The organism is Melaminivora alkalimesophila, assembly GCF_000282995.1.
GTDB classification, from domain to species: Bacteria; Pseudomonadota; Gammaproteobacteria; order Burkholderiales; family Burkholderiaceae_C; genus Melaminivora; species Melaminivora alkalimesophila.
Window position 1 is genome coordinate 1 of record NZ_ALEE01000111.1, and the last position, 11,745, is coordinate 11,745.

The window sequence follows — 11,745 nt, forward strand, 5'->3', positions numbered from 1 at the left end:
AGTTGGCACGCCTGAAGGGGGCAGGTCAGCGATCCGAGATTCAGTTGCAGGGGTTCGTTTGCCATGTGGGCGACTCGCGTAGGGGAACGGAGTCGCCAGCATCGGCACCGGTCGGAAGGCCGTCAGTCAAGAAACCGTATCCAAGGCCCGCCCGGTTTGTTCGCCGGAAAGCTCCCTGTCCCAGCTATCCCCTGGGGATAGCCTCGCGGCGGGTAGCGACGCCAAGCGCCGCCTGCTGTTCCAACTGTGCAATGAAACCTTCGAACTGGCCGTCGGCGACATCGGCATGGCAGCCGGCGGCGATGTCGGCCCAGCCCATGCAGGCTGCTTCCTGCAGCGCCTTGAGTTTGGCTGCTTCAGGCTCCTTGGCATTCATGGCAAATCTCCTGTGAGGAAAACCGCCTTCACTCCCGTGCCGGCGGCCACTGCTGCGCGGCGTGCAACACGCGCAGGATGGACACCGCGCGAGCGTCTTCCATGTAGACCACCACGTAGTTCGAGCGCACGACCATTTCCCGCGTGCCGGCCACGCGGCCAGGCCGGTAGAGCTTCGGGCGCTCCGGCAGCTTCGCGGCCTTGGCCTCGATGTCGTCCTTCAACCGCTGCGCGGCATCGGGGTTGTCGTCCGAGATGTAGTCAACAATCGCCAGCAGGTCGGCGCGGGCAGCTTCGCGCCACTCAAGTACGCGCACGCCGCTTCCTGTCGATCAGGGCCTGCGCCTCGTCCATGACCTGCTGGTGCGGCACCGGCGGCCGTGTGTCGGCCAGCGCCTCCTGGACCTTCGCCCGGAACCAGGCATCGTAGGCCTCCGGATCGGCCGTGAGGCCAGCCGGTAGTGCGCCTTCCTTGACCACACGGGTCAGCAGGATGCGTACGGCGTCCGAAACGGTGAGGCCGACCCCGGCGAGCTTCTCGGCGGCATCGGCCTTGAGCTTGTCGTCCACACGGATGTGCAGCATCGAAGTCTGTGCGGCCATCGTTGCTTCTCCTGTTATGCATTAGCCCCTATTTTGTATCTCAATCGAGACCTTGGCAATGGTGTGGCCGGATTGCCCCGCCGGAAGCCTCCCTGTCTCGGCTATCACCTGGGGATAGCTCGGCCGGTCACGGATCGCGCAGGGCCGCCCGCAGCCGCGCCAGGTGGGCGCGCGCTACTTCGGGGGATACCGGCCGTGCCGATGGCGCCGGCGCGGGTGGACGGGAAGCAGGCGGCACCGTGGCGCTGTCGCCCGCCCAGGCCTTGAACTCCCCACGGATCGCCTTCTGGATGATGCCGAACAGGTAGCCAGCCGGGTTGCGCACCGAGCTGTTGCAGCAGCGCGCCTCCCATTCGTCCAGCACCGCCTGCCGCTGGGCTTCGTCCACCTGCCGCAAGGCCACCAGCGCGCCGGCCTGCTGCTCATCCTTCAAGCGCAGGAAACGCTCGGGCAGTCGCAGGTTCTGCAAGGCCCTCGCGCGCGGTACTGTACGTACTTCATTTATACGATCATTACGTACTGTACGGTCCTCCTTCGGAATCCGAAGAGAGCTGTCCGGCGCGGGTTTCGGCCCTGCTTCGGATTCCGAAGACGGGCGCGCAGCATTCCGAAGAAGGGCTTCCTGGCCTTCTTCGGATTCGTGGTCCGCACCCGCCTGTGGATAACCTGGCGTCGTCCAGCCATGCAGCGCCATGCGCTGCGCCAGCACCTGCAGGCGGGTCGGCAGCGTGCGGCCGCTGAGCAGCGGGTCTTCGGCAATCTCCTTGAGCGTGTTCATGCCCACGATCTGCACCGCCTTGGCGGCATGGGTCAGCGCCTGGCTGACCAGGCCGAGGTAGTCGGCATCGAGCTGCATCGCCTCGAAGGGCGACAGCGGTTCGTCGTGCAGCACGTAGAGGTTGCCTTGGATACGGCCGGTCTTCGGGTCGCGCCGTCGTCGCACCAGGCTCAGCCAGCGCGTCAGCCGCAGCAGCGTCAGGGCGCGCGCCACGGTCTCGTGCGATGCCTGCGCCGCGCAGGGCATCGAGGCCAGGTAGGGGCGCAATTGGTCGTAGGTGGGAAAGGCGGTCACGCCGTCGTCGTTGAGCTGCAGGCGGAACACCTGCCAGGCGTTGCGCTCCAGCGGCGTCAGGCGTCGGTCGAGGAACAGCCTGCGCGGCACGCTCTCATGGCGGTTGCCGCTGTAGAGGAAACCGTCGGCGGCCGGCGCCGTGCCCTGCGCCGGTTCCTTCGGCTCAAGGTGCCGCAGCGCCTCGTCGAACAACGCCGACAGCGCAACGGGGCCTTCGCGCCGTGGTGCGCCGCCCGTGGTCATGGCCTACACCAGCCCCTGGTCGATCCAGTTGCGTATCGCCGACCAGATCACCGACATGGGCAGGGTCATGGTCTCGGCCAGGTCCATGGTCAGCGCCAGCATCGCCATGTCGTCGGTCAGGGCGACATGGCGCTCGGCGACGCCGGCCTTCCAGCGCTCCCACAAGGCCACGTCCTGCGCCTCGTCGAGTACCGGATGCCGGCCCTTGCGCTTGGGCAGCCCGAGGATGTCGCGGCGCAGCGCCACTTCCTGATGCGTGAGGCCGTAGAACTTGCTGACCATCTCCGTGCTCGCCCCCAAGCGCAGCATGCGATCCACCGTGGCGATCTCCCGCTCCACGTCGTGCACCTGGCTCAGCAGCCGCTTCAACACTTCCCGGTTCACCGATACCGAACACCACGACACCGTGGCATTCACCAGCATGCTCACGAGCTCGGGGTGTTTCAGCGCATCCAGCTCCTCCTCGCCGAAGCCCATGGCCTTGCAGCGGCGCAACTGGCCGTTGCGCAGGTCATGCAGGGCCTGGGCGATCACGGCCTGGTTGAGCGGGTGCGGTGCCGACATACGGGAGCCTCCTGCGCTCAGGAATCCTGGCTCGCTACGCCGGCTTCCAGATCCAGCAGCCGGCGCGCCAGGCGCAGCAGACGGAACAGCTTCACCAGCGCAGCATCGCTCAGGCGTGTGGCCGAGCCGCCATGGCCATGGAGCAGCGCCGCCAGCTCGTCGGCCAGCCGCGCGCGGTCCAATCCGTTCGCGGCGGGCGGCGCCGCGCTCAGCGCATGCAGCAGGGTCAGCACCGCCCGCGCGAACGCCGGCAGCACCTTCGCCTGGCTCACGGCCGGCGCCACGCAGACGAAGCCGATGCCGCCGTCGCTGGCCTCGATGTGGTCGGCTACCGCCGCATCCCCGGCGATCTCGCGCGCGAACTGCGCGATGTGCACCCGCAGCCGATCCGGCGCGTCCAGCCCCGGCTCGACGTACCAGACGTCCGAGATGGGATAGAGCCCGCCCGCCTGCACAGGGATCGCACGCAGCGCATCGGCCTCGAAGTCGGGCAGCTTGTCGCCGAGCTGGTCCGCGACCATCCGCTGGATGGACTGCAAGCGCTCGGTGGTCGGTGCCGGTGTCACGATGTGCCCCTGCAGGCGCTCGTCGCGTTGCCCGTGCTGGTCCTTCGGCGCTTCGGGCGATGCAGGCGGTGTCGCTGCTGGCGCCGAAGGCGCGACCGGCGTGGTGTCGCGCGGCACAGACGAGGCGGGTGGCTGCCGAGGCGCGGAGACCGGCGGGAGAGGACCAGCAGGCGCGACAGGCGCTGCCGGTGGCGTCGGCGCCGCCGGTTCGCTGGTCAGCGCACGCTGGCGGCTTTCGCTGTCGTTGATCTCCAGCGCCAGCGTGTCGTAGTCCGCTTCCAGCAGCTCGGCCATCTGGCCGACCAGCTCGTCCTGCACCCGCTGCGGCGAGAAGTCGTCCGGCTGTGTGTCGAACTGCGTCAGCACGTCCTGAAACAAGGTGGCGAAGTCCACGGTCACGGTGCGGCCCAGTGCACGCCGCTCCCAGGTGCGCTCGCACGCCTTGCGCAGCACCGCGAGCCGGTCCACCTGGTGCCGGCCCAATCCGCCGTAGAGCAGGTTCGGTATCGCCGGCAGCAGGTAGCGCACCGCATCGTTCATGCGGCTGATGTGTGACTGCGGCACCGGATAGCCGTCGGCCGTCAGTCGCCGCGCGAGTTCGCTTTGCGACAGCGCCTGGCCGCTTTCCTGCTCGTAGAACTCGCGCGCCTTCTCGATGCCCAAGGCCCGCTCGATGAAGGTCAGGCCGCCGCGCAGCTCGTTCTCGGCCAGATGCCCGGTCAGCGCCACGATTTCGCCGCGCGCCGGCCACGGGCGGAACAGGCACGCAATGCGGAAGAAGCGTTCCTCCTTGGTCTCGCTCCACAACTCGCGCAGGATCGCCAGCCGCGTGTTGCCGCCGTTGCGAATGATGTAGTGCGCCTCGCCCGGCCTGCGCGTGATCGCGGGGGGCGCGTCCAGCCCACGTTCGCGGATGGACGCCTTGATCTCCGCATAGGCCGGGTTGCGCGTCACGCGTGGGTCGTGGTCGTAGGGCCGCAACTGGTCCAGCGTCACCACCATCGGCGTGTCGGCGATGGGGTCGCTCAAGGTCGCGGCCGAAGGGCCGCTGCGCTCGAAGCCGGTGGCCAGCAGCTTGGCAGCCATGTCCTGCGGCGTCAGCTCAGCCACGGCCGTTCTCCTGCGCCTGCCGGTCGGCGCGGCGAAGCTGTGCGCGGGCATTGCGGTCGGCACGGTGGTCGCTCGCCGTCGAGCTGGTGTAGATCGACGCGCAGCCTTGCTTCGTGAATTTCAGGTGCCCGCCGGACGTGCGCACCACGCGCCAGCCTTCGCCCAGCGCGAACTCGATCAGCGCGCGCAGCCGTTCGCGGCCGCGCGCCAGTTCATGCGCGCTCGCCATGGCCGGCCCCTCCCGCATCGGCCCGGCCGGTGACCAGCGCGAAGCGCTCCCGCCACGCGGGGAACAGCTCGCCGGCCAGCGTGCGCATGGTCTCCAGCGCCGCGGGCGCCGTGCGCCAAGCCGGCTGCCGGTACTCCACCCGGTGCACTGGCAATCCTCGTGTCGCAGCGCGCGGATAGGCTTCGATGGCCGGCACGTCGGTGCCCAGCACCTGCACGCCGGCCTGTTCCTGGAACACCTGTCGCAGCACCTGCTGGACCAGCCGCGCGTTCGACGACACCGGATGCACACGGTTGATGAGCAGGCGCAGCGGTGGCGGCTCGATGCCCAGGTGCCGATACGGTGCGATATCCTCGATCAGTTGCAGGGTGCCGCGGCGCAGTTCGCGCGCGGCCAGAATCTCCGGCGTCACCGGCGACAGTGCCAGGTCGGACGCCAGCACCGCCATCTCCAGCAGCACACTGCGCGCGCCCTGCGTGTCGATCAACAGCAAGTCATAGTGCGTGCGGAAGACGGGAAGCAAATGGCGCAGTCGCAGGCGCCCATCCGGTGCGTGCAGCAGCAGCGTGTTCAGTTCGCCGCGGTCGTCGTTGGAGAGCACCAGGTCCAGGCCCGCGATCGCGGTGCGCGACACCAGTTGCTCGATGCGCCGCTCGTTGAAGGCCAGCATCTCGTAGATGCCGCCGGGCGCGCGCACGTCCAGCGTGAAGTAGCTCGACAGCGTGGGCTGCACGTCCAGGTCCAGCAGCAGCACGCGCAGCCCGGCATCGGCGATGAAGCCGCCCAGGTTGGCCGCCGTCGTGGTCTTGCCCACGCCGCCCTTGGTCGAAATGATGGACACCACCTGCATGGGCTTCTCCTCGTCGAATGGCATGAACCGAGAAGAAGCGTCAGGCGCGTTCTTTGAGGCGATCGGCGATCCACTGTTCGATCTCCACCGAGTCCCAGCCCACCGCGCGCACGCCCAAGCGCAGCGCCTTGGGGAACTTGCCTTCCTTCATCAGGCTGTAGATGTGCGCGCGCTTGAAGCCGGTCTTGGCTTCGACCTCGGCGCGGCGCAGGATGCGGTGCTCGGGCGGCAAGGCCGGCGCGATGGTCTGCGAAGACATGAGAGGCACTCCTTGACGCTCGATGGCGTTGTTCAGAAAGTGCCTCGCATTCCATATGCTGCTGCTGCGAGATTCACTGCAACTGCAGAATACGCAACTGCAATTGCAGTCTGCTGTTACAGGCTCAGCGCGATGCCTCCAGGTGGCGACGCGCCTGTGCCAGCTTGCTCCACAGCGTCCGCTCGCTGATGCCGGGCCGCCCTTCATGGTGGGCCAGTAGTGCACTGATCACCGCATCCATGTTGCGGAAGGACGAGTAGGCAGAGCCCGCAGGGGACTTGCCCAACAGCAATGTCAGCAGGCCGCCAATGATGTTCAGGTAAGTCGATTCGCTGCGCAGGCCCGGTTCACTCGTATCGCCCTCACGAATGCTAATGGCATGCTCCTTCGCCAACGCTTCGTGCTGTGCCTTCAGCGCCGCATGTAGTTGTGCGAGTTCGGCAAGCTGCAGCTTGGCGGCCTCGCGATCGGCCAGCAACACGTTCAGCATGGCGACGCTCACCGCAGGATGCAGTTCGCGCTCGATGCCGTCGAACAGGAATGGAGGCCGCTCACCGGGGTAGTAATGCGACATCCACGCCTTCAGGTCGACGTGGCGCACGATCAACGCAGGATCGTCGAGTGCGGGGCGCTGAGGCTCCTGCGCCATGCCTGCCTTGCCGTAAGAAAGTTCATCGTGTGCCAATGCGTCGAAGATGCGCTCGGAGAAAAGGCGCAGCAAGGGCCAGCGCGGAAAGTCGTTCGGCTCAGGCATGGCACGTGGCCCGAGCGTTTCCAGAATCCGCGGCTCAAAGCGCAACAGTCCCGCCCAACGGACGGCCGCCTCGATCGGGCGGTAGTAGATCCTGGCGCCAAAGGCAAGGCAACTCGATTTCTCCATGTCGCGTGCGTCCCATCGTCGGATCGAACTCTGGCAGACGCGCACCGCCCAAGTGGGCGAGGCGATTGCCCAGAAATCCGGATGAAGCGCAGGGCCGGCCGGGATCGTGGAAGGAAGCGTTGCATCGGCGCTGACGGCCGGCCAAGGGCGAACTACATCTTGCTACGCTTGAAACTCCTCAACCATGATGCGGGCGCTTTGCCTTTGGACCGGCACGCGGCTTGGTGGTCGCGCTCCCCTGGAGTCAAGCATGGGTGCCGCGCTTTACCCGAAACCTGGTCAAAGTTTTCCGTAGGAATTCCAACGGCGTAAAGTGCCAATGCGTCAACAGGATGAGTCGGTTTGCAACCAGCAAAAGCTCATGCGTTCCGCGTCAGTGAAATGACCGGTGCGTGTCAAGGTAGTTGCCGCCTGATTCATGCAGCCAATTGTTTATTGCAGACGCCCTCTGGTTCCGGTCGCCAGGCGGCGGCCAGCGCGTCCCGTTCCGGGTTGAGCGTCACCGGGCCGACCGGCGTCCAGTTGCGCGTGTGTCCGCTCCAGCGGCGCGGGTTGCGGCGCCTGGCTTCCTGGTACAGCGCGTGGCGCCGCCGCAGCAGCTCGCGGTCCTCTCCGCGATGGCGCTGCGCGGGCGCCACGTAGCGCAGGCCGCTGTGTCCGTGCTCGTGGTTGTACCAGTCGACGAATCCCTGCGCCCAGCGACGTGCTTCGGCGATGTCGGCAAAGCCCTTGGCCGGAAAGCCGGGGCGGTACTTGGCGGTGCGGAACAGCGACTCGACAAAGGCGTTGTCGTCGCTCACCCGCGGACGCGAGTAGGAGGGCGTCACGCCGAGCCATTGCAGCATCGCCAGCACGGTCGTTGCCTTCAGCGCCTGGCCGTTGTCGCCGTGCAGCACCGGCCTGGTTGTTGCCGCATGGATGCCTTCGGCCAAGGCGGTGCGCTTGAGCAGCTGCGCCGCGTGCTCGCCGGTTTCCGAGGCGTGCACTTCGTAGCCGACGATCTTGCGGCTGTAGAGGTCGAGGATCAGGTACAGGTAGAACCACTGTCCCGCCACCGTGCGCGGCAGCCAGGTCACGTCCCAGCACCAGACCTGGCCAGGGGCGCGGGCAACGTGCGTGGTCGGCGGGCGCGTGGCTTGGGGCGGCTTGGCGCGGCCGCGGTGTGAGACCTGATCGGCCGCGCGCATGACGCGGTAGAACGTGCGCTCGCTGGCCAGATAGACGCCCTCGTCGGCCAGGCGCGGCACTATTTGAGCCGGCGGCAAGGGCGCAAAACGCGGTTCGTTGACCACTCGCAGGATCTCGGCGCGCTCGGTCTCGCTCAGCGCATGCGCCGGCCGCTTGCGCTCGACCTCGGGTCGGCGATCGGGGCGGACCTCGCCATCGGTCTGCCAGCGCTGGAACGTGCGTGGATCGATGCCGGCCACCGCACAGGCGGGGGCCAACCGCGCCCCGGCCACGCGCGCCGCCTCGATGTCGCGGATCAATCGCTGGCGATCCTCCAACGCACTCATGCGTCCGCGTCCTTTCGGAAGATCGCCTCGACTTTTTTTGACAGCACCAGCAGTGCCGCCGCCTCGGCCAAGGCCTTGTCCTTGCGCCGCAGTTCGCGTTCCAGCTCGGCCACGCGACGACGCTCGGCCTTGGCATCGGCCTTCACTGGGCTTGAGTCCGGATTCGCCAAGGCGCTGATCGCCGCCGCTCGCCACTCGTCGAGCTCGCTCGGGTAAAGCCCATGCGAACGGCACCACGCGTTGCGCGCTTCCTCGCTCAGCGCGGCCGTGGTCAGCACCGCCTCGAAGCGCGCCGCCGCGGTCCAGCCGCCGCTCTTCTTGCCCGAGGCCAGCGCATCGGCGCGCCAACGCTCCAAGGTCGCAACCGACACGCCGATCTCGCGCGACACCACGACCACATCTGCACTCTCAGGCGGCAACAGCCGAGCCACCGCCTTGTCCTTGAACGCTTGTCCGTATCGAGCCACTTCCTCGTTCCTCTCGCCCCCGGGTCAATGATCTATCAGGGCGGCAACTATTCTGACGCGGGGGGATGGACGAGGCCCTGGTGCTCACCATCGATCCGGCCTATTTCCGGCTGACCGGCGGCATCGAGCGCTGGCTGTACCGCCTGGTGCGCAAGCACGGCGGGCGCCAGGAAGCTGGCTGGCAGTTCGACTTCCAGCACCTGTACCGCAAATCGGGCAGCGTGGCGCGGTATTACGACTTCGCGGCCGACCTGCGCGCCCTGGTGGCGCGGCAGGCCTTGCCTGGCTACCACTTGCGCATCGAGCAGGTGGCGGGCATTGCCTCGCCGTTGCTGATGTTCCGGCCCGTGCCGTCCGCGGCACGGGGATAAACGGTGCGTGGCCTGTGGACGGGCTCGTGCTATCAGGCAACAAAGGTATCGTGCTATCAGGCAACGAATCCTCGTGCTATCAGGCAACAAAATCGGCCGCAAAGCCAATGCTGGCGCGGATTTCGGCCTCTCTTAACTTTCCTAACTCAAATTCTCTAACTGGTAGTAGAGGCGCCGCGCCACGGTGGACAACCGCCAGGCGGCACGATGCGCGGCGGAGAAAGACCGGCTTTCCAGCACGGAGGGCCGCGCCATGATCGTCGCGCTGCTCAACCAAAAAGGCGGCGTGGGCAAGACCACGCTCGCCACGCACATCGCCGGCGAGCTGGCGATGCGCGGCCAGCACGTCGTGCTGCTGGACGCCGACCCGCAGGGTTCATCGCTGGACTGGACACAGCGCAGAAGCCAGCAAGGCTTGCCACGGCTGTTCAGTGCCGTGGGCCTCGCCCGCGAAACGCTGCATCAGGAAGCGCCAGAACTCGCCAGGCGGACCGATCACGTCGTCATTGATGGTCCACCCAGGATCGCTGCCTTGGCGCGCTCCGCGCTGCTGGCGGCCGAGCGCGTGCTGATCCCGGTGCAGCCCAGCCCCTACGACCTGTGGGCCAGCGCCGAGATGGTGGCGCTGATCCGCGAGGCGCAGGTGTTCCGGCCGCTGCTCCGCGCGGCCTTCGTCATCAATCGGCGCGTCAGCACCACGGTGATCGGGCGCGAAGCGCGCCAGGCGCTCGCCGACCAGCCGCTTCCTGCGCTGCGCTCGGAAGTGCATCAACGCATCGTGTTCGCCGACAGCGTGGCCGCTGGTCGGCTTGCACGCGAGACGGCACCGGACAGTGCCGCCGCCCGCGAAATCACCGCGCTGGTGGACGAGCTGCTGCGGTGGCCGACATGACGGCGAAGCCACCGATACGTGCAAAGCGCGTCGGCATCGGCGCGCGTCCACCCGCGAATCCGCACGCCGAGGCGTGGATTCGCCAGGGCGATGCCGATGCGCTGGGCAAGGGCGACCTCTACACGGCTCGCCTGACCCTCGACATCACGCCCGCCATGCGGGCGCGCATCAAGGTGTCGGCCTTCACGCAAGGCGTGACCGTGGCCGATCTGCTGCGCGGCCTGCTGGAGCGCGAGTTTCCAGAGAACCGCAGGGAGAACACACCATGACTGCATCCGCTTCGCCGGCCTCCGCACCTGTTGCCATCGCGGCCACGGCTGCACTCGCAGCGCCTACCGGCCAGCCTGCCAGCGCGCCGCTGACGCGCGTGGCGCTGGCCTACATCGAGGCCCGTTTCAAGCTCTACCTGCGCTTCGGTGAACCCGCGCGCACCCTCCAGCTCGACCGCTGGCGGCGCAGCGCGGTGTTCCTGCCGGGCGCCGTGTTCTGCCGCATCCGCTGGCAGGCTAATGACTACGGCACCGTGCGCTGGCAGCTCATGGTCATGCAGGCTTGCACGCCGCTCGATGCGGCGCAGCGCATCCCCGGCGTGCAGCCGGGCGCGCGCTTGCTGCTGCACGCCGAGGGTGAAAACCAGGTGCACGCCGTGCTGGAACGCATCGACGCCATCGAGGCGCTGGGCATCGCACCTGTCGGTGCCTCGCCCGCGTACTGGCGCACGCTCGCCAACCGGCTCGCTGCGCGCCTGCCGCTGCCCGAATACACCGCCGAGCGGCACGCCGCATGGCTCATCGGGAGGGCGCTGCCATGAACGCCGTTTCGACTACCGGCACCGCGCCGCGTCCTCGCTCGCGCCTGCGCGCTCGCATCGTACTTGCGGGCCTGTCCGCCTGCGGCCTCGCTGCGCTGGCCTGGGCGTCCTTCGTGCATCCGCTGCCGCGCCTGATCTACAACCCGTCCGATAGCGTGGCGGTCGGCTGGTATCGCGTCGATCCACTGGGCCGCGGCACCGGCTCGCTGCCACGTCCTTTGTCCGTGGGCAGCATCGTCCTGACCACGCTGCCGCCAGAGGCTGCCGCGCTGGCTGCGCAGCGCGGCTACCTGCCGGCGCGCGTGCCGTTGCTCAAGCGGGTGGGCGCGATCGCGCCGCAGGAGGTGTGCATCACTGGTCGCACCGTCCGCATAGACGGCGTGCCTTCGGCCGCCGCGCTGCCTGCTGATCGCTGGGGCCGGCTGCTGCCATCCTGGCAGCAATGCCGTCGCCTTCAACCCGGCGAACTGTTCCTGCTCAGTACGACCAACCCGGCGTCGTTCGACAGCAGGTATTTCGGGCCGGTCAGCGCATCCGCCGTGATCGGCGTCGCGCATCCGGTCTGGCTGGAGTCACGCCCATGATGGCCGCCGACTCGCTGCACGTTGCCGTGCATCTTGTCGTGCCATCGGGCATGTCGTTCTGTTGGCCGTCGCCGTGTCGTCATGCGTGCAGTGCAGGTGCATTCGCACCGCACTTCGCGCTGCCTCCGGCGCAGCCGTCCCGTGTGCAGGCGTCTTGCCTCGAACGCGCCCGGCCTATGGCCGTCGCCGCGTTCGCCGGCGCGCTGGCTGCTCACGCAGCAGCGCCGCCGGGCCGCCGCTGCCCGGAGCGTCAGAGAGGGGCAAATGCGGAAGGCAAGACAAAAGGGTGCGGCACCTGTCGGCCCGCAAAGCCAGTCTGCACGTGGGAGTGGCGCGGCACGGAGCGGCTTCGCCG

General features: G+C 67.9%; 15 protein-coding genes and 1 pseudogene. 5 read left to right on the forward strand and 11 right to left on the reverse strand.

The window, feature by feature from the left end; translation table 11 throughout:
• Positions 1-184: 184 nt before the first annotated feature.
• The 11 genes from A612_RS01535 to A612_RS01585 form a co-directional block, all read right to left on the reverse strand.
• Complete coding sequence (locus tag A612_RS01535; RefSeq protein ID WP_019372854.1) at positions 185-376, reverse strand: hypothetical protein; 192 nt, start codon at positions 374-376, stop codon at positions 185-187.
• Between the two features lie 28 nt (positions 377-404).
• Positions 405-692, reverse strand: coding sequence for a type II toxin-antitoxin system RelE/ParE family toxin (locus A612_RS01540; protein WP_019372855.1), 288 nt, complete (start codon positions 690-692; stop codon positions 405-407).
• On the reverse strand, positions 679-978 hold the full coding sequence (gene relB, locus A612_RS01545) for a type II toxin-antitoxin system RelB family antitoxin (protein WP_009618210.1): 300 nt from the start codon (positions 976-978) through the stop codon (positions 679-681). Before relB ends, A612_RS01540 begins: the two co-directional genes overlap by 14 nt.
• A 127-nt stretch (positions 979-1,105) precedes the next feature.
• Positions 1,106-2,293 carry an STY4528 family pathogenicity island replication protein gene (locus A612_RS01550; RefSeq protein WP_019372856.1) on the reverse strand — a complete coding sequence of 396 codons (1,188 nt, stop codon included), beginning with the start codon at positions 2,291-2,293 and terminating at the stop codon, positions 1,106-1,108.
• 3 nt (positions 2,294-2,296) lie between these two features.
• Positions 2,297-2,857: a DUF2857 domain-containing protein gene (locus A612_RS01555; protein ID WP_019372857.1), complete on the reverse strand. Its 561-nt coding sequence runs from the start codon at positions 2,855-2,857 to the stop codon at positions 2,297-2,299.
• Between the two features lie 17 nt (positions 2,858-2,874).
• Complete coding sequence (locus tag A612_RS01560) at positions 2,875-4,533, reverse strand: ParB family protein (protein WP_019372858.1); 1,659 nt, start codon at positions 4,531-4,533, stop codon at positions 2,875-2,877.
• Positions 4,526-4,762, reverse strand: a complete 237-nt coding sequence (locus tag A612_RS01565; protein ID WP_012584779.1) for a hypothetical protein — start codon at positions 4,760-4,762, stop codon at positions 4,526-4,528. The genes A612_RS01560 and A612_RS01565 overlap by 8 nt, the downstream gene beginning before the upstream one ends.
• On the reverse strand, positions 4,746-5,612 hold the full coding sequence (locus A612_RS01570) for a ParA family protein (protein WP_040435551.1): 867 nt from the start codon (positions 5,610-5,612) through the stop codon (positions 4,746-4,748). Before A612_RS01570 ends, A612_RS01565 begins: the two co-directional genes overlap by 17 nt.
• Before the next feature lie 40 nt (positions 5,613-5,652).
• Positions 5,653-5,871: an AlpA family transcriptional regulator gene (locus tag A612_RS01575; protein ID WP_004255100.1), complete on the reverse strand. Its 219-nt coding sequence runs from the start codon at positions 5,869-5,871 to the stop codon at positions 5,653-5,655.
• 124 nt (positions 5,872-5,995) lie between these two features.
• Entirely contained in the window at positions 5,996-6,751 is a 756-nt protein-coding gene (locus A612_RS01580; protein WP_040435547.1) for a hypothetical protein, read from the reverse strand.
• Positions 6,752-7,167: 416 nt separating this feature from the next.
• A protein-coding gene (locus A612_RS01585) for an IS3 family transposase (RefSeq protein ID WP_110012505.1) occupies positions 7,168-8,732 on the reverse strand; the annotation gives its coding sequence in 2 pieces (ribosomal slippage) (positions 7,168-8,297 and positions 8,297-8,732; 1,566 coding nt in all).
• Between the two features lie 59 nt (positions 8,733-8,791).
• Here A612_RS01585 and A612_RS01595 point away from each other — a divergent pair.
• The 5 genes and pseudogenes from A612_RS01595 to A612_RS01615 form a co-directional block, all read left to right on the forward strand.
• Positions 8,792-9,103, forward strand: a pseudogene (locus A612_RS01595) (replication initiator protein A); the annotation flags it as partial.
• 253 nt (positions 9,104-9,356) lie between these two features.
• Positions 9,357-9,995 carry a ParA family partition ATPase gene (gene parA, locus A612_RS01600; protein WP_019372864.1) on the forward strand — a complete coding sequence of 213 codons (639 nt, stop codon included), beginning with the start codon at positions 9,357-9,359 and terminating at the stop codon, positions 9,993-9,995.
• Positions 9,992-10,264, forward strand: a complete 273-nt coding sequence (locus A612_RS01605) for a hypothetical protein (RefSeq protein WP_040435555.1) — start codon at positions 9,992-9,994, stop codon at positions 10,262-10,264. Before parA ends, A612_RS01605 begins: the two co-directional genes overlap by 4 nt.
• Entirely contained in the window at positions 10,261-10,806 is a 546-nt protein-coding gene (locus tag A612_RS01610; RefSeq protein ID WP_019372866.1) for a DUF2840 domain-containing protein, read from the forward strand. The genes A612_RS01605 and A612_RS01610 overlap by 4 nt, the downstream gene beginning before the upstream one ends.
• Positions 10,803-11,390, forward strand: a complete 588-nt coding sequence (locus A612_RS01615) for a S26 family signal peptidase (protein WP_019372867.1) — start codon at positions 10,803-10,805, stop codon at positions 11,388-11,390. The genes A612_RS01610 and A612_RS01615 overlap by 4 nt, the downstream gene beginning before the upstream one ends.
• Positions 11,391-11,745 lie beyond the last annotated feature (355 nt).